At 43.4% G+C, this 23,105-nt stretch carries 22 protein-coding genes and 1 riboswitch; of the genes, 13 read left to right on the forward strand and 9 right to left on the reverse strand.

The genetic code is table 11. The annotated features are described in order from the left end of the window. Position 1: 1 nt before the first annotated feature. The 4 genes from DVG78_RS01200 to DVG78_RS01215 all read right to left on the reverse strand — a co-directional run bounded on the left by DVG78_RS01200 (position 2) and on the right by DVG78_RS01215 (position 2,916). On the reverse strand, positions 2 to 664 hold the full coding sequence (locus DVG78_RS01200) for a L,D-transpeptidase family protein (RefSeq protein ID WP_199563174.1): 663 nt from the start codon (positions 662 to 664) through the stop codon (positions 2 to 4). A 293-nt stretch (positions 665 to 957) separates the two neighbouring features. Further along, positions 958 to 1,587 (reverse strand): porin family protein, encoded by a 630-nt coding sequence (locus tag DVG78_RS01205; RefSeq protein ID WP_114459241.1) that lies wholly within the window; start codon positions 1,585 to 1,587, stop codon positions 958 to 960. A 56-nt stretch (positions 1,588 to 1,643) separates the two neighbouring features. Continuing rightward, positions 1,644 to 2,120, reverse strand: coding sequence for a hypothetical protein (locus tag DVG78_RS01210; RefSeq protein WP_114459242.1), 477 nt, complete (start codon positions 2,118 to 2,120; stop codon positions 1,644 to 1,646). Positions 2,121 to 2,181: 61 nt separating this feature from the next. Further along, positions 2,182 to 2,916: a YiaD family glycine zipper/OmpA-like lipoprotein gene (locus DVG78_RS01215; protein WP_114459243.1), complete on the reverse strand. Its 735-nt coding sequence runs from the start codon at positions 2,914 to 2,916 to the stop codon at positions 2,182 to 2,184. A 299-nt stretch (positions 2,917 to 3,215) separates the two neighbouring features. Between DVG78_RS01215 and DVG78_RS01220 the strand changes: the two genes are divergently transcribed. From DVG78_RS01220 to DVG78_RS01265, 10 genes are all read left to right on the forward strand, one after another. After that, the gene (locus DVG78_RS01220) at positions 3,216 to 3,677 is read left to right on the forward strand and encodes an Lrp/AsnC family transcriptional regulator (protein WP_114459244.1); all 462 of its coding nucleotides are present in this window, start codon (positions 3,216 to 3,218) and stop codon (positions 3,675 to 3,677) included. Between the two features lie 95 nt (positions 3,678 to 3,772). Further along, positions 3,773 to 4,561, forward strand: coding sequence for a hypothetical protein (locus DVG78_RS01225; RefSeq protein WP_114459245.1), 789 nt, complete (start codon positions 3,773 to 3,775; stop codon positions 4,559 to 4,561). Between the two features lie 82 nt (positions 4,562 to 4,643). Further along, on the forward strand, positions 4,644 to 5,324 hold the full coding sequence (locus tag DVG78_RS01230) for a hypothetical protein (RefSeq protein WP_147276937.1): 681 nt from the start codon (positions 4,644 to 4,646) through the stop codon (positions 5,322 to 5,324). Positions 5,325 to 5,414: 90 nt separating this feature from the next. Then, entirely contained in the window at positions 5,415 to 5,933 is a 519-nt protein-coding gene (locus DVG78_RS01235; RefSeq protein WP_114459247.1) for a DinB family protein, read from the forward strand. 131 nt (positions 5,934 to 6,064) lie between these two features. Continuing rightward, positions 6,065 to 6,511: an ester cyclase gene (locus tag DVG78_RS01240; protein ID WP_114459248.1), complete on the forward strand. Its 447-nt coding sequence runs from the start codon at positions 6,065 to 6,067 to the stop codon at positions 6,509 to 6,511. Between the two features lie 87 nt (positions 6,512 to 6,598). Further along, a complete protein-coding gene (locus DVG78_RS01245; protein WP_114459249.1) occupies positions 6,599 to 7,414 on the forward strand; it encodes a DUF6597 domain-containing transcriptional factor in 816 nt (271 codons plus the stop codon). A gap of 13 nt (positions 7,415 to 7,427) precedes the next feature. Next, on the forward strand, positions 7,428 to 7,736 hold the full coding sequence (locus tag DVG78_RS01250; RefSeq protein ID WP_114459250.1) for an EthD family reductase: 309 nt from the start codon (positions 7,428 to 7,430) through the stop codon (positions 7,734 to 7,736). A gap of 92 nt (positions 7,737 to 7,828) precedes the next feature. Then, a complete protein-coding gene (locus DVG78_RS01255) occupies positions 7,829 to 9,424 on the forward strand; it encodes an NAD(P)/FAD-dependent oxidoreductase (protein ID WP_114459251.1) in 1,596 nt (531 codons plus the stop codon). Positions 9,425 to 9,570: 146 nt separating this feature from the next. After that, a complete protein-coding gene (locus DVG78_RS01260) occupies positions 9,571 to 10,191 on the forward strand; it encodes an NUDIX hydrolase (protein ID WP_114069987.1) in 621 nt (206 codons plus the stop codon). 147 nt (positions 10,192 to 10,338) lie between these two features. Next, on the forward strand, positions 10,339 to 13,293 hold the full coding sequence (locus tag DVG78_RS01265; RefSeq protein ID WP_114459252.1) for a glycosyltransferase family 117 protein: 2,955 nt from the start codon (positions 10,339 to 10,341) through the stop codon (positions 13,291 to 13,293). A 75-nt stretch (positions 13,294 to 13,368) separates the two neighbouring features. Here the strand turns inward: DVG78_RS01265 and DVG78_RS01270 are convergent, their stop codons facing one another. Then, positions 13,369 to 13,752 (reverse strand): DUF423 domain-containing protein, encoded by a 384-nt coding sequence (locus DVG78_RS01270; RefSeq protein ID WP_114459253.1) that lies wholly within the window; start codon positions 13,750 to 13,752, stop codon positions 13,369 to 13,371. Positions 13,753 to 14,031: 279 nt separating this feature from the next. Here DVG78_RS01270 and DVG78_RS01275 point away from each other — a divergent pair, with 279 nt between their 5' ends. Together DVG78_RS01275 and dnaB are read left to right on the forward strand one after the other, a co-directional pair. Next, positions 14,032 to 15,081: a glycosyltransferase family 9 protein gene (locus DVG78_RS01275; RefSeq protein WP_114459254.1), complete on the forward strand. Its 1,050-nt coding sequence runs from the start codon at positions 14,032 to 14,034 to the stop codon at positions 15,079 to 15,081. 102 nt (positions 15,082 to 15,183) lie between these two features. Next, entirely contained in the window at positions 15,184 to 16,785 is a 1,602-nt protein-coding gene (dnaB, locus tag DVG78_RS01280; RefSeq protein ID WP_114459255.1) for a replicative DNA helicase, read from the forward strand. A 114-nt stretch (positions 16,786 to 16,899) separates the two neighbouring features. On the opposite strand, the gene DVG78_RS01285 is transcribed toward dnaB, so the two are convergent. The 3 genes from DVG78_RS01285 to DVG78_RS01295 form a co-directional block, all read right to left on the reverse strand. Continuing rightward, positions 16,900 to 17,688, reverse strand: coding sequence for a DUF3108 domain-containing protein (locus DVG78_RS01285; RefSeq protein ID WP_114459256.1), 789 nt, complete (start codon positions 17,686 to 17,688; stop codon positions 16,900 to 16,902). 167 nt (positions 17,689 to 17,855) lie between these two features. Further along, positions 17,856 to 18,887: an aminopeptidase gene (locus DVG78_RS01290; protein ID WP_114459257.1), complete on the reverse strand. Its 1,032-nt coding sequence runs from the start codon at positions 18,885 to 18,887 to the stop codon at positions 17,856 to 17,858. A 16-nt stretch (positions 18,888 to 18,903) separates the two neighbouring features. Next, positions 18,904 to 19,938 (reverse strand): homoserine O-acetyltransferase family protein, encoded by a 1,035-nt coding sequence (locus DVG78_RS01295; RefSeq protein ID WP_114459258.1) that lies wholly within the window; start codon positions 19,936 to 19,938, stop codon positions 18,904 to 18,906. 152 nt (positions 19,939 to 20,090) lie between these two features. Beyond that, a riboswitch (SAM riboswitch) is annotated at positions 20,091 to 20,216 on the reverse strand. A 151-nt stretch (positions 20,217 to 20,367) separates the two neighbouring features. Between DVG78_RS01295 and DVG78_RS01300 the strand changes: the two genes are divergently transcribed. Continuing rightward, positions 20,368 to 20,688 (forward strand): DciA family protein, encoded by a 321-nt coding sequence (locus DVG78_RS01300; protein WP_114069995.1) that lies wholly within the window; start codon positions 20,368 to 20,370, stop codon positions 20,686 to 20,688. 180 nt (positions 20,689 to 20,868) lie between these two features. Here DVG78_RS01300 and DVG78_RS01305 read toward each other — a convergent pair whose 3' ends face one another. After that, positions 20,869 to 22,950, reverse strand: a complete 2,082-nt coding sequence (locus tag DVG78_RS01305) for an ATP-dependent nuclease (protein ID WP_114459259.1) — start codon at positions 22,948 to 22,950, stop codon at positions 20,869 to 20,871. Positions 22,951 to 23,105: the final 155 nt, after the last annotated feature.

The raw sequence follows: 23,105 nt of genomic DNA on the forward strand, positions 1-23,105 counted from the left end.
TTTACTTAAAAACATACTTTTTTCTTTTCACGTTCACGCGGGGCGGGAAGGCGTTTTTTTCAAAAAGGCTATAACCCTCACTGATGGTTTTCCAAAAGTCAGCGGATGGGTGGGTGTCGTAATTGGCCAAATTCTGGGTTGTCATTTCAAATGGAAAGGCATGAACGGCAACCGTTTTCTGGCCGTATTCAAAGGCCGTTTGAACCAAAGTATAAATCTCTTCAATGTACGCATCGGTCATGGCATAACAGCCTACAGAGACACATTTGCCATGCACCATTAAATAACTTCCGGTGTATTTTTGGGCCCGATCAAATGCATTTGGGTATCCCAAATTGAACGACAAATGATAGTCGCTGTTGGGGTTCATTTGAGCGGGGGTGACTTCGTAAAACCCTTCGGGTGCCTGCAAATCACCCTCTTTTGTTTTTGGCCCCAACTGACCCGAAAAATGACAAATGGGGTAAGTCCTAAAAAGCGCAAAGCGTTTTCCGTTTTTAATCCACATTTCCAGTCGTTTGGGTTCCTTAAATATTCGGATAAACACGGTGCTTCCCCATTTCAATCCACTCGTTACAAATTCGCTTTTCAGTGATTCCGTCATTTTAACAGTCACCTCACGGGAGCGTTCACTGACCGGGAATGGCTGGCTGAAAGCGTTCATTGCAAACAATAAAAGTAGAAAAGTCCGATAAGGCATACATTTCTTTGCCGGAAAATGGAAAATACAAAATTACGACAAAAGTAATGATTACGACGCTTATTAGACGATATTTGGAGATATGTAAAATAAAATAGATAATTAATGGACAATTATATGGTTTTGTGAATAATATATACTTTTTACAGGTTAGGGGATTCCTGAAATAGATAAATTATCCAGTGATTTAAAGCAAAAAAATCCCCACCAGACTTGTCTGATGGGGAGAATCATAATGATGTACTTTATCGTTGTTACTAGAACGTAATTCCCAGAGATACTTGGGCTGCGGAATTCTTGGCATTTCCTAAAAATACCTTTGCGGCGTCGCTTTGGGCTACGGAACGTAGTCCATAATTGTAGCGTGTTCCCAACATCAACTTTCCGAAGTAAATACTCAATCCAGCCGAAAGACCGTAGTCAAAACTGTTGAAATTGTCGCGGTTGAGGGTGGTGGCCGTAAATCCAGCGTCGCTCTTGCTTTCGGTGGAGGCGTTGGCCAAAAACCCTCCGTAGACACCCCCGTGAATATCGACAAAATTGCCCACTTTGACGGTGGCTAATACGGGTATTTCGACATAATCTAGTTTAAAAGAATTCTCGCCTCGGAAGGTATTGTTCAATAAATTATACCGAGCCGTAACGCCTTTGGTAGAATAGCCAAGCTCGGGCTGTAAATAAAGAACTCCCTTGATGAGAGGTACTTGGGTAAACAAACTTGCGTGAAACCCGTAACGTGGATTGCGGTCTGTAACGTCTTTTACGTATAAATTTGATACGTTCAAGCCTCCCCGAATACCCGTACGGGATACTGCTTCTTGGGCATTGGCGGTTTGGAACAAACCCGTGGCAATGCAAATGATTGCTGACATTAATCTAATTTTCATAGCTTCCTTAGTTAAGTAAGTTGGATATAAACTATGGGTGGATGTAGGTGTTGTTTTTAGAAGATGTAGCGAATGGAAAGTGCTCCATCGTCACCCCAAAAACCATCGTCTACATTAAGATTGAATGTAGGTTTCCAGTCGATGCTGATGTTGATGGGAATTTCGCGGAAGTTGTACTCTAGCCCTAAAATTCCGTCTATCCCCACCACGCTGCTGCGTCCGTAGGGTGAATAACCTCTTTTGCTTTCACCCCAAAAATAAACGTGAGCCCCTGCACCATAAATGAAATTGAGGCGATTGATGTTAAAAGCGCGGGTGTGCCCTTCGATAAGTCCCGTAAAGCCTAAGCCTCTCCAGCGGGAAGAAATAATTCCTTCGACTGCTACTTTTGGTTTTGTGAAGTGCTTGATTGTCACCCCGTTGGGGCCGCCAGCGCGAAGGCCAATACCCGTACGATAATCTTGCGACCATCCTGATTGTGTGCTGAGAAAGAAGATTGCTGTTGCATACAGCAAAATAAATAACCTGTTCATTGTATTGAGAATAATTGTTAATGGTGCAAAGTTAGGGACTTTACGGTACTCACTTAAAGGACTACCTAAGACTGATGGTGCCGTTTTGAGCGGCTTTTTTCATTTCTTCGCTGGCATACAGGGCCATTTCTACCCGGCGGTTTTGTTGACGTCCTGTTTCGGTATTGTTGGAGGCAATGGGGGTTGACTCCCCTTGGCCAACAATTTTAAAACGACTGGCAGGAACTCCTTCGCTAATCAAGAAATCTGATACGGCCCGTGCGCGTTTTTCGGAAAGTGCGCGGTTAAACTCCGTTGAGCCTACACTATCGGTGTGTCCTTCAACCAATAAGTTGGTTTGGCCGTCAGTTTTAAGCGTTTGTGCCATATTTCGCAGACTTTCTTGGGTTTGGCTGCGCAACTGAGAGGAGCCGAAGTCAAACAGTAGGGCATTGTCGAAGGTTAGTTTTACGCCTTCACCAACGCGTTCGACGCGGGCCGTATTGCCCAAATCTTTACTAAGTTTTTCGGCTTGCTTGTCCATGTGGTTGCCAATGATGGCTCCTGCTGCACCGCCCACGGTAGCCCCGATGATGGCGCCAATGGCCGTATTTTTATTGTTTTTACCGATAATACCACCAATAACTGCGCCCGCACCTACGCCGATTAACGCTCCTTTTTGGGATTTTTTTAGTTTAGCTTTTTGAGCAGTCGTTGCTTTCTTTTTGGTTGACTGTTGAGCGGAAGCTACCCCCACGTTATAAATCGACAACACAATGATGTAAGTTGCGATTAAATAAGATGTTATTGCTTTCATAATTTATTTATACCGTTTGGTGTAAACATACCGCCTAAAATTACATGCCTAAGAACAGTTGAATGAGTATAATGAATGCTAACTATCTGATATTTAAATTGTTGTGCTTTTTTATCGGCTTTGGACTCATTCGGATATAATTTTCAATTGTAGAAAATAATCCCCAAAGTGAGGAATTTGTGCAAATTTCTGGTTTTCGAAGAATAAACTCGTTGGATTGCTGTTAGATAAAATAAATTAAATTTGTTTATTTGTAAGATATTATATCTAATTGTGCGCAAGTTATTCCCCATTGTTCTATGCTAAAACTAGACACAACTGACCGCGGTATTTTACGCTATTTACAGCAGAATGCCCTTTTGACCACCAAAGAATTGGCCTCCCAATTGAATCTTTCTTATACGCCAGTGTACGAAAGGGTACGCAAACTTGAGCGAGAAGGGATTATTAAAAAATACGTAGCCTTGGTCAATCGGGAAGGAATTGGCAAAAATTTGGTGGCTTTTTGCAATGTTTCGTTGAAAGAACACAGCCGTGCCAATGGCGAAAAGTTTGTATCGGCAGTGATGACCTTTGAAGAAGTGATGGAGTGCTATAATATCTCGGGCGAATATGATTTTATGCTCAAAGTAGTGGTAAATGATATGCCAGAATACCAGCGATTTTTGATGGAAAAACTCGGGGCACTGGACAGCATCGGCAATACCCACAGCATATTTGTAATGAGTGAAATCAAGCACGAAACCGCGCTGAAGGTATAAGGAAGTGGCGTATTTGCCATAAAATGTCGCATTTTTACAATCAATGCCATCACGGATGCATTAGTTTTGAATTGTAAAACAAAACAGTTGCGACGATGAAAAAACTACTTTTCGGATACTTTATAGCTTCACTATTGGCCTTTATAAGTGATGCGCCGGTAAATAAGCTTAATGGGTCTTACCACCGCACCCGGTTTCAATACGGGGAGATGAAAAAAATGGAATTGTACGATGGACCATACAGTATAAAGGTTTTCAAAGATGGTTATTGGTTTGCAGCATCGAAGAAATATGATGATAAAAAGAAACCTGTATTTGATGGCGCTTGCGGTGGTACTTATGACTTAAAAAATGGCAAATATAACGAGCATGTTGCTTTTTACTCTTGGGACTCTACCGCTGTTGGAAGCACTTATGTGATGAATTTTAAGGTCAACAAAAAACAGTTTCAACAATATGGAAAAATGAACTCTGAAAAATGGCCTAATTATCCCATCAATGATATTCTGGAAAGAATTACTCCCCCCGAACCACTTAAAAACGGCGGTCTGGAAGGAGTGTGGTTTTTAGAATCTGCACAGTACGGAAACGATAAGTGGGGTGAAGGTAGGTATAAAGAGATGGTTGCCATGAAAATATATGCTTATCCCTTAGCCGTGAATGCTTTTTATAATCCCAAAACGAAACAGTTTTTAAGTGCAGGAGTATCTCTATATCAGTTTGATGGGGTGACGCTTTCCGAAACGAGAGAACTGCGTTCAAATAACCACTTGGCAGTAGGGGTAACGGTGTTAAATAGCATTGAACTAAAAGAGAATAAAATTATACAAGAACGTCCTTCAGACAAGCAACGAGAGGTATTTGTAAAGGCGCAATCGTTTTAATTTGCCATTGATAATGTCGCATTTTTACAATGACAGTCACAAACAGAAGGGTAGTTTTGAGTCGTCAAACAAATCAAATATTATGATGATAAAAAAACTACTTTTTTTGCTTTTGGGGGCTTGTTTTAGCATATCCGCCATTGCCCAAACCACTGCTGAAGAGGAGGGAATAAAGACCCTTTTACTCCAAGAAACTAAAAATGCATATGCTGTAGATGTGCAGGAGTACAACAAAAATTGGGTAAAAGCCCCTCACACTTATCGTGCCTGGAATTCACGGACAGGCTACGACGTAAAACAAGGTTGGGATGCCATTGAGAAAGAACGATTAGCGGCTTTTAAAGTGGCTAAAGCCCGCGAAATCAACCCAATATTAGAAAATATGGTATTTAAGTTTTATAGTAATGAAGCTTGCTTCGTAACCTATGACCAATACCTGTATGGTAAAGAAAGTAAGCCCACCAAAGAGGTTCGTGTACTCGAAAAACACGATAATGCGTGGAAAATTGCGGCTGTGGTAGCCTTGACAGATTATTCACAAAACAAATTTGAAGAAGGGCTGGTTAGAAAGTCCATAGATGCCGAGCAATCTGCGGCCTTAATAAGTGATTATGAGGTCCACATTGCAGGAATCACAGCATGGGCAACTTTTTTTGATACTGCCAATACCGAAGCGAAAGTCCGTCAAGTGCGCATCCTTGAACGTAGCAACGGGGCTTGGAAGATTGTTTTTGCGGGAATTCAAACTTTGGAAAAAAAATAATAAAATTGGTGCCTAAATGTCGCATTTTTACAATAATTACAAGATGCGATGACGTAATTTTGAATCATTAAACTAAAACATGAAAAGTCAATGAAAAAATCTCTCTTAACTTTATTATTGCTTTCCTTTTTTGGACAGGCTATCAACGCCCAAAATGCTAAATCAAGACTCTTGGCCGATTGGGAACGGGGCAAAAAATTTATGACAGAATATTTGGCCGCGATGCCAGAAGACGGTTATTCTTTCAAACCTACGCCCGAAATCCGCAGTTACTCTCAACAAATGATGCACGTCGCTGATGCTAATTTTGCGTTTGCATCGTCCGCCAGCGGTAAAGCAAGCCCCTACCAAGGCTCCGCCGAAAAATCGGCTGACCACTCTAAGGCCACCGTCACTAAAACGGTAATGCAGAGTATTGATTTTACCATCGAAGCCATCAAGGCGATGTCGGAAGAAGATTTGGCCAAGAAAGTGAAAGTATTTGGCCAAGAACTGACGGCTGACAGTGCGTTTACAAAATCGTTTGAGCACATGTGCCATCACCGTGGGCAAACCACCATTTATCTGCGCCTAAAAGGCATCAAACCACCGGCAGAAGGTTTGTTTTAGCAGCTGTTAAAGGCCGAAAACAACCTCAAAATTTTCAACGGTAAATACCACGAAGTTTTTTGTCTCCGTGCCCCTCTGTTTCTCTGTGGTTGTAAAAACAAAACTCTCTTACCCTCTATCCTCTTTTTAAAATGGAAACGACAAAAACCACCGAATCAATCACCGACCTCACGCGCAAAGGCACCTGCATCGAATTTTTTTCGGCCTATCAAGAGTTGGATACCGAACGAATGATTAGCCTCGCCACCCCCGACGCTACCGTGTGGTTTGAGCCGCTGGGTGAAGGTGGAAAAGGACTTTTTCAAGAATTTGGCAAAAACGTGTGGAGTTTGCTGATTGACTGTTTTCCCGATTTAGATAACACCGTCGACAGCATGTATTCGGAAGATGATTTGATTATTTGTAAAGTGGCGATTTTTGGGACACAGGAAAAAGACTTTCTGGGATTGCCAAGCAAAGGGTTGAAGTTCAACAGCGACCATATCTTCGTGTTTCGTTTTGACGAAAACGATAAAATCATCGACCTGAAAATCAATTGGAATCATGAGGGTTTTGTGGCGCAATTGACGGGCGTATAAACATACCGTAACCGTTTGATAAGTATCAACTATAATGTTTGGCGGGTGACGTATAAACTTCGTACTTTTGGTAAATCATGACTGATAATGCTTTACCGAAAGTTCGTCCCCCCGAATCACCTGCGCCCCTTTGTGGAATGTTTTTTCCTGTGGGAAAATAGTTTGATGTTGTCGAAATCCTTGTCCATTGAGTCGCCCCCAACGGGCTTTGCCTCAATGGTGTTTAACTACGGCACACCGTATCGGGTAACTTCCCAAAAACTAAACGGCGGCTTGGTTCCCAAAAATTTCCTGACAGGTCAAGCAACCAAAAGCTATCAACTTCAACTTTCGGGTAAAATAGGCATGGTGGGTATCGTATTTCGGCCTGCGGGCTTAAATACGCTGTTTGGATTGCCGATGTACGAGTTTTCTGACGAGCGCACCAACCTCCGTGATGTGCTGGGGCGTCATCTGGACGAATGGTCCGACAAAATTGAGGAGGCCGCTTCTCCCGCCGAAAGAATTGGCTTGCTAGAACAGTTTTTAAATCTTCAGTTATTACGCAAAAATCCAGAACTCGACCGCATAGACTACGCCGCAAACCTGATAGTGGAACAGCGGGGAGTGGTCAATATCAGCGATATGATGAACGAGCTTTTTGTGTGTCGTAGGCAGTTTGAACGCAAATTTTTACAGAAAGTGGGCGTAAGTCCCAAGTATTACGCCCGTATTCGTCGGGTAGGTAGTTTATGCAGTGAACTAGCCCAAAAACGTTGGCAGGTGGCTGATTGGCAAGACATTATCTACAAAAATGGATACTACGACCAATCCCACTTCATCAAAGAGTTTACGGAATTTACGGGAAAAAGTCCTTCGTTTTACGTGAAAAACAATGTTGAATTGGCCAATTATCTGAAATAAATCCTTAACTACCATGCTTAAACTTCTCGTTCTTTACCCGCAACCAACTGATGTACAACAGTTTGAGGCTGATTATAAAAAACACTTGGAACTGTTTCACGAAAAAGCAGGAATACCTACACATGTAAAGACTTACACTATAACCAAAATGCTTCCCACGCCCGAAGGTCTACCGGCGTTTTATCAACAATTTTCGTTGCCTTTTGAGTCTCTGGAAGCATTGCAGATGGCCGTGTCGACCTGGTTGCAGGAGGTTGGCGCCGACGCCATTCGGATTTCAACGGGTGGCGCACCAGTAGTTTTGATTGGAAATGAAGATTGATTTCTGTTTGCTATAAACGTGTAGATAGTATAAAAATAGTCAGTTTCGCCGTATCTTTGTGCCATTAAAGGCTAACTCCCTTTCAAACTCAGATGCAACAGACACTCCAATTAACGCTGCCACCCGAGACGGCGATGGACGAAACGGCTTTTCGTCAATACATTGTTCAAACCCTTCATCTTCAGGATACAGACACCCTGACGGTTCGGAAAACCCGCCAATCCATTGATGCACGTTCGCGTCAAATAAAGGTAAATGTACAGGCAGAAGTCTACGCCGACGAGACGCCCCCGCCCGCCATTGCCTACCAAAAAGACTACCCTGATGTTTCTCAAAAGCCGCCTGTTGTGATTGTGGGCTGCGGCCCAGCAGGAATGTTTGCGGCGTTGCGCTTGGTGGAGCTGGGCTACAAACCCGTGTTGCTCGAAAGGGGCAAAGATGTTCGCGCGCGGCGGCGCGATTTGGCCGCTATCAACAAAGACCACGTCGTCCATCCTGATTCAAATTATTGTTTCGGTGAAGGAGGAGCGGGGACATACTCGGATGGGAAATTATACACGCGCTCCAGCAAACGCGGTGATATTAGGCGCATTCTCGAAATTTTTGTTTCGCATGGCGCGGCCGAAGAAATCCTTTATGATGCACACCCACACATCGGAACCAATAAACTTCCGCCCCTTATCGCAGATATGCGTCAAAGTATTCTGAACGCGGGCGGTGAGGTGCATTTTGAAACCAAAGTCACCGATTTTATTTTTGCCGCATCGTCAACGAGTGTCAATCAACAGGCTGAAATAAAAGGTGTTGTCACCGCCGACGGACGGGAATTTACGGGCATTGGGGTTATTTTGGCCACGGGGCACTCGGCACGGGATATTTTTGAATTGTGTCAGGTCAAAAATGTGTTGATTGAAGCCAAGCCCTTCGCGGTGGGAGTGCGCATTGAACATTCCCAAAAATTAATTGATTCGCTTCAATACCATCGCCCCGACCGTGGGGCGTATCTACCCGCGGCCTCATACAGCTTAGTGACGCAGTCGCAGCATAAAAATGTACAACGCGGTGTTTTTTCCTTTTGCATGTGTCCTGGAGGTTTTATTGTCCCGGCTGCTACTTCGCCGGGCGAATTGGTGGTCAATGGCATGTCTCCGTCGCGTCGTGATTCACGTTTTGCCAATTCTGGCATGGTCGTGAGCATCGAAGACGTTGATTTGAAGCCGTATCAGGCTTTCGGGGCGTTGGCAGGGTTAGAGTTACAAAGAGCCATTGAGCAAAGCGCCTGTGCGCTCGCAGGCGGCGGACAAACCGCGCCAGCTCAGCGCGTGCTGGATTTTGTCAAAGGAAAAACATCACCTGAATTGTTGGATACGTCCTATCAACCGGGGCTTTTGTCAATGGATTTGCGCGAATACCTTCCCGACCACATTGCGGAACCCCTCCGACAAGGATTGCAGGATTTTGGGCGAAAAATGAACGGTTATGTTTCCAACGAAGCCCAACTTATCGGGGTTGAAAGTCGCACGTCGTCGCCGGTGCGGATTCCACGCCACCGCGACACTGCCGAGCACCTTCAGACCCAACGATTGTACCCCTGTGGCGAGGGAGCTGGATATGCCGGTGGGATTATGTCGGCCGCGTTGGATGGGACTTTTGTGGCCGAACAACTGGTCAACAAATACGGTAAATAAACCCGTTTGTTCTTATTTTATCAATTCTCTTTTGCCCAAAATCAGTACGCTTGATAAATTGTTTTTGCAAAAATGGTTAGTTTATGAACTATCTATTACTTTAGCCAAAATAGAGTTAATAGTTTTTTTATATTTTAATTTGGCCAATGCCTTTTAACGATTTTATCCATGCGCTTGATGCCCAACTCCGACAACCGTTGCCGGGGCAGGAGGCACATGTTAAAATGGCATCAGCTACGCGACTGCGTCTCAAGGTTCAGCCCAACGAAAAAACACGGCGCTCTGCCGTGTTGATTTTGTTTTACCCGCATCGTGAGCACATTCTCCTTCCCCTCATTTTACGGCCCAAATACGACGGTGTTCACGCGGGACAAATGGCCTTTCCGGGCGGACGTTATGAAAAAACGGATGAAAATCTCATCAGAACCGCCCTGCGCGAAGCCCAAGAAGAGATTGGGATAAAAGCATCGGATGTTCAGATATTGGGGAAACTCACCGAATTGTTTATTCCTCCCAGCAATTTTTATGTGCTGCCCGTGGTAGGAAAGTTGGCTTACAAGCCCGACTTTTACCCCGACCCCCGCGAAGTGGAGGCCGTTTTGGAAGTAAATTTGAATGAACTTCTGGACGAGACCATCGTTGGCTTTACCGAACTTGACGTGCGTGGAGTCACCATTGAGGCGCCTTTCTACGATATTCAGGGGCACAAAGTGTGGGGGGCTACCGCCATGATGATCAGCGAACTCCTGACGGTGATTCGTCAATAACGCTTCATTTAACAACTTTTAAGAAGGCCGGTTCGTCGCCTTTAGGCTGAATTTGCTATTTTTGGCACGCCTTTGGATAACTAAGGGGAAATAACCCATTTTTTTAACAAAAATCCCCTCCAAAAACTAACATCCAATATTCTCTATATGTCTAAATTTAATCGAATCAACACCCTAACTGGCTGGCTTGTTTTTGCGGTAGCGCTGGTCACTTACCTGCTTACCGTTGAGCGTACGGCCAGTTTTTGGGATTGCGGCGAATTCATCGCCTGTTCTTACAAACTTCAAGTTCCACACCCCCCCGGAGCGCCACTTTTCCTACTTATCGGACGGTTGTTTTCGATGATGGCCATGGGCGACGTAACCCAAGTGGCTTACTGGGTCAACCTCGTTTCGGTGATGTCGAGTGCTTTTACCATTTTATTTTTGTTTTGGAGCATTACGCTTTTGTCACGGAAATTGCTTGGCAAAAAAGACGAAGATCTTAATTTGGGCGAAACCATCGCTGTGGTGGGTTCTGGGTTGGTCGGCGCGCTGGCGTACACTTATTCAGATTCTTTTTGGTTTTCGGCGGTCGAAGCCGAAGTATACGGTTTGTCTTCCTTTTTTACGGCCATCGTGATTTGGGCCGTGTTGAAATGGGAGCGCATCGAAGATGACGCCGCCGCAAACCGTTGGTTGATTTTCACGTTTTATTTGGTCGGTCTTTCGATTGGAGTCCACTTACTCAACTTGGTCACCATTCCCGCACTCGCTTTGGTATATTACTTCAAAAAATACAAAAATCCATCTTTGTGGGGCGGTATCGCGGCTTTTGTAGGCGGTCTGGTGGTGTTGATGATTATCAACTCGGGTGTGATTGTTTGGCTGCCTTCCACGGCTGGCAAATTTGAAATTTTCTTTGTCAATACCCTCGGGGCACCGTTCTCGGTAGGTATCGTTTTCTTCCTTTTATTATTCGTTGGAACGTTGATTTGGGGAATTCGTTATACAGCCAAAAAAGAAAAAGAAGTCTGGAATACGGCATTGCTTTCTTTTGCTTTTGTATTGATTGGCTATTCGTCGTACTTCCTCGTATTGGTTCGTTCTAATTTTAACCCTCCTATCAACGAAAACGACCCAAGTGATGTAATCAGCTACGTATCGTACCTCAAACGCGAGCAGTACGGCAGTCGTCCATTGTTATTTGGGCCGGTATTTACGGCGCGTCCTGTCAACTCTGAACAAGGGGAGCCTATTTACCGCAAATCAAACGGTAGGTATATCATTGCTGATTATCGGCCAGAGTACGTGTACGAGAAAAATCAGCAGATGCTTTTTCCTCGGGTACACAGCAACCAAATGAATCACCCGCAGCTCTACCGTGATAAATTGGGACTGGCCGAAGGCCAAAAACCAAGCATGGGCGACAACCTAGCGTTCTTCTTCTCTCACCAGTTAGGACACATGTACTGGCGTTATTTCCTTTGGAATTTTGTCGGTCGTGAAAGCGACGAAGAAGGCGCTGGCGGATTGCGTCCGTGGGATACCAACCAAGGTCTTCCCGACGTCATGGCCAACAACCGAGCCCGCGATAATTTTTACATGATTCCGTTCCTCCTCGGATTGTTGGGGATTGTGGCACAGGCGTTCCGTCGTAAGCAAGATTTACTCGTAACGGGATTATTGTTTATGATGATGGGCGTGGCGTTGGTGGTTTATCTCAACTCTCCCCCCGTTGAACCCCGCGAACGTGACTATATTTACGTGGGTTCTTTCTACATTTTTGCGTTTTGGATTGGTTTGGGCGTCATGTTTATTTATGATTTTCTTACCAAAATCCTCCCCTCAGCGCCTGCTCGGGCGGGCTTGGCCACCGTTATTGGTTTGTCAGCACCGCTTTTGATGGGTGCCAAAGGTTGGGACAACCACGACCGTAGCAATCGTTATCATTCGGTTGATTTTGCCAAAAACTTGCTCAATTCCTGTGCTCCCAACGCGATTTTGTTTACGGGTGGCGACAACGATACTTTCCCGCTTTGGTACGTTCAGGAAGTAGAAGGTTTCCGTACCGACGTTCGGGTGTGTAACCTGAGCCTGTTGGGCACTGATTGGTACATCGGTCAAATGAAGCGCAAAACCTACGAATCTGACCCATTGCCGATTTCCTTGGAATACGAAAACTTCGCGGCGGGTAAAAACGACATCGTGCCTTTCTACGAGATGCCAGCCGTTAAAAACGGTATCAATCTCAAAGAATACATGGCGTTGGTAAAACAAAACAACGCGGCCATTCAGGTGCCATTGACCAGCGGTGAGATGACCAGCATCCTGCCTTCGTCAGTATTGGTGTTGGGTATCAATCCCAACGAAGTTCGTAAGCTGAACATTCTGAAACCTGAATTGTCGGCTTTTGTAAAAGATACCATGCAGTGGACCATGGGTAAGCGTGATTTGTACAAGTCAGACCTCATTATGTTGGACATCATTGCGACCAACGATTGGAAACGCCCAGTGTATTTCTCAGGAACTTTGACCAATGATAACTACCTGAATTTGAAAGAATTCATGCAGTTGGAAGGATACGCTTATCGTTTGTTGCCTGTTCGCGTTCCCGGTGCTTCAGATGGTTATGTAAATACCGACATCATGTCTGAAAACCTCATGAAGAAAACTTTCTGGCGCGAATTGGACAACACCAATGCTTATTACGACGGTACTTACAAAGGTTCGCCCGCATTCTCGGCTCGCATTGCCTTTATGCGTTTGGTTGATCAGTTGATTCGTGAAGGAAAAACGGAAAAGGCCAAAACGGCGCTTAATTTTATCCTCACCAAAATGCCGGATAAAACCATTCCTTACGATCAGATTACGGCCAACTACGTGAATTACTTGTTTGCGCTGGGAGAACCCAAAAAGGCCCTCGAAATCGCGGAAGTAATGAGCCGCCGTGCGGAAGATATTCTTAAGTATAATCAGCAGCACGGGGTAAATCAGGATACAAATATTCAGTTGTACATCCTCCAAACGCTCGCCAATGCGTGCCGCGAAGGAAAACAGGAGACTCAAGCCAAAAAATACGAAACCTTATTGCAGCAATACATGACTGCATTGGGCGGCTAGAATCATTGGTTTGAATCCACAAAAAAAGGTAGCGGGATTATCTCGCTACCTTTTTTATTGCATTTTTTTGGAAAGTTACTGTTTCGTTGCTCCCAAAAAAAGCAATACCCAGCCCACAATCATGAGGGTGCCGCCAATGGGCGCCACGGCGCCAAATGCTTTGATGCCTGTAAAACAAATGGTATAAAGCGAGCCTGAAAAAACAATGACACCGCCCAAAAATGAATAACCCGCCCAATGGTACCACTTGGCAGAAGTAACTGCGGTATTTTGGAGCAAAACGCTAATCAGTATGAGCGCTAATGCATGATAAAATTGATACTTTACGGCCGTTTCAAACGTGTCCATCCGTCCAGAGGCTTCGAGTGTGGGTCGGAGGGCGTGAGCGCCAAAAGCACCTATGGCGACGCCCAACGCGCCCAAAATGGCCCCCAACTGTAGAAAAAATTTAGTTGACATTACGGTAAATCAAGGTTTGTATCGCTAATAACTTAGAAGACTTGGCCCAAAAATAGCCAACATTGTTGACGCTCTGGTACGATTTTGGCTAAAATTCTCAATGAATTGTGCCGAATACTAATTGAAAGGTATAAAACATGATATTTTATCACCTAAAAATCCGTTTTTACCCTAATTTTGCGTTTATATGTCAGTTGAATAATATTGAGTAACAGTGATTTGGTTGTTATAAATAAACTAAATCATTTTTTTGCCAAAAGAATAAAGTCTCAGCTTTGTATGGATGTTTCTGCTTTAAAGGCCCTTTGGGTTCATCGTTTTCGTAAATACACTTACATTTTGGGTGAATACGCGGGGGCATTGGGCGTAATTATACGTTTCCTGATTCTTAAGATTTCGTTTAAAGGAAGTAGAAAAATGGTGGCTATTTTGCGGACTGAGCATTTTGGTGACATTGTAGCCGCCGAGCCTATTGTCCGTCAAGTGCGGGCGCTTATCCCCAATGCTTACATCGTTTGGATTGTGCGGCCTGTATTTAAAGAATTGGTAGAAAGACATCCTGAAATTGATAAAGTGTGGGCCCAACCTTCTGTTTTACAGCGGTTACTGGTATGTGAGTCGGGTATTTTTGAGCAAGTATATAACTTGGAATTTTGGCAAAGCAACCGAGATTCCATTAGTGAGGATGTGCACGTCAACCGCGTGGCGGCGCAGAAAGATATTACCGTTTTTAACTATTTTGAGAAAGGAAACCTGCTCTCTATTTTTCAGCAGTGTGCAGCGTTACCCATGGTCGATGATGTGCCCAAAGTGTTTATCAACGATGCTGACCGTGTGCGGGTGGACGCGTTGCAATTACCCAAGAAACTGATTGTCATTCATTGCAGTTCCAACTATCCCGCCAAAGATTGGTCGGTAGAGAACTGGAATAAACTTGTCAACTGGTTAATGCACGAAAAAGGCTATTATGTGGCCGAAATTGGCTTAAAAAATGTCGTTGAGAGTACGGATGACCACTATTTGAATTTGTGCGGGAAATTTTCGATTTTGCAAACGGCCGAAATCATTCGACGCGCCCGATTTTTTATCGGTATCGACAGTGGTCCGGCGCATTTGGCCAATGCCGTTGACACTTTTGGGATATTATTGTTTGGCCAGTTAAACAACTTTGATACCTACATGCCCTACTCGGGCCACTATCAAAATGGCACCAAAGCCCTGCTGATTCGGGAGTCGGGTAAGACTTGTGCCGAGTTGGATTATACACTGGTCAGAGGAGAGATTGAAACAATTTTTGACCGAATCCCCAAGGCAGCATCTGTTTTGTAGGACATTTGCTATCAATGAGTTAAAGAAAAATCCAAATTTTTGTTTCTAAAAGCACTTTCAGAATCGTAAAAATAGGCTTATCATTGTAGTAGATTTTGCCATATGGACAACGATAAATCATACAATTTCCTTCAAAAAAAATCTCTTGGGAACAGCTCCCGCCCCAATCCTAGCAATCGTTGGCTGGAAAATGGGACGAGTATGGGAAAATTGCCCCCACAAGCGTTGGAGTTAGAGGAGGCGGTACTGGGAGCTTTGATGATTGAGAAAGATGCGCTCAATTCGGTCATTGATATTTTAAAGCCTGATAGTTTCTACAAAGAAGCGCATCAAAAAATATACAATGCGATTATTACTCTTTTTACAAATTCAGAACCCATTGATTTGCTGACGGTTACGACCCAGCTACGTCAATTGGGTACGCTTGAAGTGGTAGGGGGAGCGCAATATGTGACGTCGTTGACGACCAAAATTAACTCGGCGGCCAACATCGAATACCACGCACGCGTGGTTGCCCAATCGGCCATGAAACGCGAGATGATTACGGTGGCCTCCAAGATTTTACAGGACGCATTTGAAGATACCATCGACGTTTTTAACCTCCTTGATACCGTCGAGCAGTCGTTGTTTAAGATTTCAGAGTCAAATATCCGGAAAAACTACGCCGACATGAGTACGCTCATGAACGAGGCGTTGAAAGAACTCGAACGTCGCCGCGAACAAAAGGACGGTTTGACGGGTGTTCCTTCTGGTTTTACGCAACTCGACCGTTTAACTTCAGGCTGGCAACCTACCGAATTAATCATTTTGGCAGCACGCCCTGCCATGGGTAAAACCGCTTTTGTGGTTTCATCGCTTCGCAATGCAGCCGTTGATTTTGGGATGCCGGTAGCCATTTTTTCGCTCGAAATGTCGGCCGTACAGTTGGTCAATCGTATGATTTCGGCCGAAGCCGAGCTTGATAGCGAAAAACTTAAAAAAGGAAATCTTGCCCCCCATGAATGGACGCAGTTGCACCAACGCATCGACCGCTTGATGCGGGCGCCCATTTTTATTGATGATACTCCTGCGCTTTCTATCTTGGAACTACGCGCCAAATGCCGCCGCCTCAAGCAGCAGCACGACATACAGATGGTCGTGATTGACTACTTGCAGTTGATGCAGGGCGACGGAGGTAAAGGTGGTGGAAACCGTGAACAAGAAATTGCGTCTATCTCGCGGGCGCTCAAGAACTTAGCCAAAGAATTGAATGTGCCCGTGATTGCACTGTCGCAGTTGAGTCGTGCGGTTGAGACCCGGGGTGGGGATAAGCGACCGCAACTATCAGATTTACGTGAATCAGGCTCTATTGAGCAGGATGCCGACATGGTAGCCTTCCTCTACCGTCCTGAGTATTACGGATTTACGCAAGATGAAGCGGGCAATTCGGTGCAGGGTATCGGTGAGGTGATTGTGGCCAAAAACCGTAGTGGTTCGTTGGATACCATTCAATTGCGCTTTATCGGTAAATACACCAAATTTACTGATTTGGACGGCTATTATTCGGCCAATCCTGGCAATAATGCCCCGCTAAACACGGGTAGCATTCCTGCGTCTTTTGACACTCCTCCTCCTGCCGCTGGTGGAACATTCCGTAGCAAAGCCAATGATTTGGGCGCGATGAACTTCCCGCCACCAAATCCTTCCGAAGAACCTCCTTTCTAGGGGCAGACCATGTGCATCAACCTGAAAACCTTCAATGATTCGTTCAGGGAGTGGAACGAAAAACAAACTACAGACGAAGAATCGTTTTGGTGGGCAGCTGAATCTGACGAAGAATCAGTACCAGTTGAAGTTGTTGCGGGCACCCCTGAAAGAACGGACCTCCATGACCAAAGAACCGACCCAAAGGTCGACTTCTACTTTAATGGGAACCTTGTTGGCATCGTCGGAAACCCAAATGCGGATTGAATTTTCGCCTTTAAATAGTTGATTATCCGGCATAAGAGGCGTTAGTTTTAACGCTTTTATTTTTCCGAATTTGGTCTTAATTGTGTCTTTCCCTCGGTATTTTACTTTTAATTTATAGACCGAAGATTCCAAAAAAGTAGGGACATCGACGACGTCATTGGGTTGTAATTTGTTGAAATCCAGCGTTCTCAAATAAAAATACCCGCTGATGGCATCCTGAATATGATTGGGAACGTCAAACTTCTTGGTGCCGTTTTCATCGGTCACCACGGCATCGTCGGTGGCGTGATTGAAAAGGGTCGTTTCTACTTTTCGATAATTGTTTTCCTGAATATTTCGGTAAAATTTCTGCGACACAATGGCCGATGTATCCATCCATGATTGCCATTCATCACGTACTTTGGCAAACCAACTGAAGGCCCCTAGTGTGGTGCCTACAATGCTTATTTTATAGCAAGGTCTACCGTTAACGTACTGAATTTGAGGGCTTACGTCTACCACGGCATCTGCCGCATTGAAAATGCCGTAATGGACACGGTATTCAAAATGCTCCCCTACGCCAAAGCTGGTTTGAGCCACTCGGCGATAAGAATCTTTGGCATGAAAAGCTGGGAAAATCAGCAATACCCATAAGGCTATGACACTGCGTCGAAGCATACATTCATTATTTTTGTTAACACGGCAAGTGTATTTTTGAGGTCTCGTTTAGGGTCCTTAAATGTACGATTAAAAGCCCAAATTGGTTTTAAGGCAAGGATTTAATGAGACGATTCGTATACACCCCAAATTTACAATTAAACGCAGATAGAAGTTCAAAATTGTTCCTAAAAGGAGGTAGGGTACTTCGTTTTTAAGTACGAAAGATAGGCGCGAAAGTTCCCTTTAAACCTTTCATTAAACTCTTTATTGAACTGATTTTGTTGAGAATGGTACGTAAGGTACCCAATAAAAAACGCGTTGTTGGGTAGTTTCTTGCCGCGCCACGGGTATTTTTTGCCAACCAATCCCCCCAAAAGCGTATCCGAACTTTGAACAATATGCTGGATTTTGGCCGTTTTGAGACTGTCTTTGAGGGATGTAGCAAGCGAAGGCGTAAACTTTTTATAGAGGCTGTCCAGTTGATTAGCCCCGCGTACTATGTGCTGACTGAGCGCGTCGTTGTAGCGTTTTCGAAATTCATAACGTTCAAGCTGCGGAGCATTCTTTCCGTATTTGGCTTCCATAAATCGCACTGCCCCGTAGTCGCCGACAAAGCTTGCCAGATTTTCATTTAATTCCAAATTGTCTTTCACAAACAGCGTGCCGTGGGTCATTTCATGGATGATGAGGTTGGCCAGACTGCCTTCGCCCCGGTAGAGCATCGAAGATAAAATCGGGTCTTTGAAAAACCCCAACGTACTCCATGCCGATACTTCGTTGATTTGGGTGTCAAATCCTGCCGCTAGGAGCGTTTTCTCTTCTGTATAGGCACGGGTGGTATCAAAGAAGCCTTTGTAAGCAAACGTCCCGATGATAGGGAAGCTCCATTGCTGGGGCTTCATTTGGAATTTTTCACAGGCGGTAAGCACCCATAAAATGGGTTTACCGCCTTGGTCATAAAATTCGGTATAACTGCCCGAAGAATCCAATCCCAATGAATCAATGGCAAATTGCTTGATTTCCCCGATGAGTTTTAATCGCTGTTTGAGCGAGTCGGGGAGGGCGGGGTCTTGCAGGACTTCTGCTACCGGGCGGGTGTTGAACAAAATACTCACCTGTCCTTTGGCCTGCATGTATCCGTAACTAATCAGTTCTCGATAGATGATGCCGAGGACGACGAGCACAAGCAAAACAACGAGGAGGGCTTTTTTAAGCATTTGGGTTGCATTTACATTAACGTCCTTGCGGGATTCCTTTGGTTTCCCAAGCTTGCAAAATCTGCTTCAACTGCTTGTATTCAATCAAAAAACCGTCGTGACCGTAGAGTGAGTCAATTTCTTGGTACTCAGCATCGGGAATGTGTCGGGCGAGGAATTTTTGTTCGCTGGGTTGGAATAAAATATCCGAACTGATGCCCACCACCAGCGTATGCGCTTTTACCAGCGAGAGGGCATTGGTTACGCTCGGACGGTTGCGGCCCACGTTGTGCAAATCCATCATGCGAGAAAGTGTCCAGTAAGAAAACGCATTGAAGCGGTGAGCCAATTTATCGCCTTGGTACTGCTGATAGGTAGCGGCGCGGAAATGATCGGTTTGTTCGTTGCTGTCGCGGGCTTGGGTAAAGTCGTAGGTGTCATAATTGCGGTACGACAGCAGCGCAATGGAGCGCGCCACTTTCATGCCTTCGATGCCTGCGTCGGGGCGGGCTTCTTGCCAAGTGGGGTCGGCTTTGATGGCCATGCGCTGAGATTCATTGAACGCAATTCCCCACGGTGAGTGGAGGGCATTGGTGGCAATCAGGACCAGTTTTTCGATTAAATCGGGTTTGATAATGGCCCATTCGAGGGCTTGCTGCCCGCCCAAAGAGCCGCCCGCCAAGGTATGAATGTGCTCAATGCCGAGGTGCTCACGCAGCAGTTCAAAAGCGTAGATATTGTCCCGGATGGTGATGTCAGGAAAACTCTGAAAGTAAGGCGCTTTTGTTTTGGTGTTGATACTCAGGGCGTTGGTGGAGCCGTAGTGCGAGCCGAGCACGTTTACGCAGATTATAAACCAATCCTTGGGGTCATAATGAAGTCCAGGGCCAACCAACCCATCCCACCAATCGGTGGGGTCAGAGCTGCCCGTGAGGGCGTGGCAAATCCATAAAACATTGCTGCTGTCGGCGTTGCGGGTGCCGTGGGTAGTGTACGCCAATTGGAAGCCTGCCAGTTCGCCGCCCAGTTCCAAAGGAAACGTGTAAGGATATTTGAATAAAGTAACTGCCAAGGTTCAAAAACAATTAAAAGTGGTTTTGTTGTTTCAGCGTTTTCAATTTCCAAGGGATAGTAACGGCCCAGTACATCTTAACGAAAAGATGACAAACGTGTGTTGCGCAAAAGGCGCATGTGTTTTTCCGGGAATCTTAACATGAATGTTTCGATTTATATCCCCTGAGGGTCGTTTTTGCGACCGCTTAGGTAGGAATTAGCACCTTATCTCGTGTATTTGGAAACAGGTTGCCAGAGGTTCGCGGAGCCTATTCTCTCCCCCCTTCTTTATAAATCAATCGCTGTGCATAATAGAAGCAACTGACTTGATGGTGCAATATTACAGCGCAAAGGGCTGAATCCAAAATAAATCAGAAAAAACTCGTTGTTCCAATCCAAATTTCTTCATCTTATTGTAGATTTGTCGTAGCAAACTCTGCCCATAAATATGGTTTACCGTTTTAAAAAAGAAAATGCAGCCCGCCGTCCGGGGGTGACTACCGTGGGCGATGCCATCAATAAAATGTTGGAAATTTACCGTCTACGCGGGAAATTTGATGAGTCGTCGGTGAAAGTGTACTGGGAAAAACTGGTGGGCAAAGAGATTGCTTCGCGTACTTCGGATATTTACGTAAAAGACAAAGTTCTGTTTCTGCGACTGGACTCGGCCCCTCTGGCCAACGAATTGGTGATTGCCAAACGCAAACTCATCCAATCCCTCAATGACTCCTTTGGGTATGAATTGATTACGGATATTGTGTTTATTTAAAGGACTGATAGAATGCCTGCAAAATCATTTTAATCTTGCGCAAAGTGGTGATTTTGTTCAAAGAACGCTGAAATTGACTTGGATTTGCAGGAATGTTGATTTAGCGATTTTCCCGGCTAGGCACAACGGCTGGCGCTTGGCGCCGTTTTTTTGTGTTGCGCCTGCGGCAGAAAAATGGAGCTAAGTGTTTGTTACCACTTGTGCATTTGTATTTGTTGCAATCTGGTCGCTTTCAATTCCAAAAAGTTCATTTATTTTATCAAACAATGGTATAAAATCTTGAAAATCTTCTTGTGGTAAGTTAGAGAATTTTTCTACAGCTTTAGGCTTTAAAGATTCCTTCATTTTATAATAAGTTTTATCAAGAATTGATTTCGTTTCAACACAATTTAATTCTTGCAGTTTTGCTAGATTTATTAGATTTTCAATCTCAACAAAACTTGTAAATGCTCCACTTTTTATATCGCTTGTAAGAGATTCTAACCTTTCTGGTATTGGTAACAATAAAGAATAAAAACAATTATGTTTTTTCCGCTTTTTATAAAGGCCTGTTCTCTTATCACCTAAAATTGGATCATTCCAAGCACCCTCACATCTATTTTTTAGCAGATAAAAATTTTTACAACCTTCCTCATCATAATCGAATAACCCAATAATTTTTTTATCGTCATAACCATCTGTAGTTGTCATACTTAGAATTCCACCAACTGACCCAGCTCCACCACTTCTTCGAATTACAAAAGGAGCGTTTTCAGCAAACACATTATCCAAAGTTTCTTTTTGGAATTCGATACCTTTACATTTTAAAAAGCCAATTTTATAGATTGCTTCATAAATATCTTCAACATATAAAATTGGTTTTTGTAATTCTTCTATTTTATTTTTGGCACTCTCAAGTTGTTCTATACTTTTTAAATAGTCTTTGTTTAATTCCTTGTAGATTTGTTTTTGTTGAATTAATGTCAGGTTAGCAGAATTGATTTCTAGAATTTGACGTTCAATGTTTTTTTGAAGACTTTCAATTATTCTTGCTTCGTAAATAATTCCTAAGTCATCACATAAATCTTCCCAAGTGTTATTGTTTTCAATATACCTTGTAACAAGAGATGTATTATTTGTATCCGAATTCTTCCAAACACGGTAAATGGCAATATCACTTGATTTTTTAGTTGTCGGTAATTTATTTAGGGCTTCTGTTTTTCTAAGTTGTCCAGTAATTTTTTTATTATCAATAATACTCTGTTCTTCAGATGTAAAAGCTCTTTTAATTGCCAAAAACTCCATTGTATGAGTCGTGATAAAAATTTGATATTTTCTAGAATAATTGAATTGAAATTCATCTTTCAATTTCCTAATATTCTTGGACTCGTATGAATTTTCAGGTTCTTCGAAACCCCAAATAATATTTTTTGTTGAATTTTTGGATATTTCGTCAAGAATTTCAGGAATGAACCTAGCTTGAACACCGTCACCTCTTTCAAATAATGAAATTTCATTTTCAGTCATTACTGATAATGTTCTAAAAAAATCAACTAAAGTAGATGGGATATGAAAACTTGCTTCAACACCAGTACTGTTTTTGAAATTTTCAAATAATTCGTCAGTTTCTGTCTTTAAAATCTCATTGAATTTTTCAGAAGAATCCCGAAATCTATTTTTTTTAGATTTGTCACCTTTTTCAAAAAGATAAGTTTGAAGTTTTGTGAAAAGATGGTTGAAAAATTGACGATCTTTAATTGCTGGTATATATTCAAATTGGAAGTTTTTAAGAAAAGCTGTTGTTTGAGCTTTATTCAAATCCCCCTGATAACTATAATCCCCTTGGAAACTGTTTTTTTGCGAATACGTTCTTGAAATCCAAAATTCTGTAGGCAATCCTCTTTGTTTTGTTGGATTATTAAAGAATAATTTAATTGAAATTACCTCGTCTGACCTTCTTAAATCCTTTGGTTTTTCATTTCCACCACTTTCATTTAATAATCTTACCCGTTCATTCTCAATTTTTTTTCTTTCTTCAATATCTTTATCAAAACGATTTGATACAATTTTCGAAAAATCTCTTTCTTTTTCAAAACGAATACCGGGCGAAATTTCATTATTGAAAAATAAATTTAATGCTCTTAAAACATTTGATTTTCCTGAGTCATTTGAACCAGAAAATACATTTATATCTTTTAATTCTTCAATTCGAACTTTTTCTTGGTCTTTTCCTCCATCGAATGAGCGAAAGTGTTTTATTTCAATTTTTGATATTATATCCATAGAACGTTATAATATTATGTGTTTAGTTCTTTGCATTAGTGGTAACATCTGTATATACGCTACTTTTGGCGTATATACCTCCCAAACGAAGTATCTACGCCACAAACTACCTCAAATATAAAAAACAGCAGGATGTTTCCAACCCGCTGTTGCTG

Source organism: Runella aurantiaca, from assembly GCF_003339505.1.
In the GTDB taxonomy this organism is placed as follows: Bacteria; Bacteroidota; Bacteroidia; order Cytophagales; family Spirosomataceae; genus Runella; species Runella aurantiaca.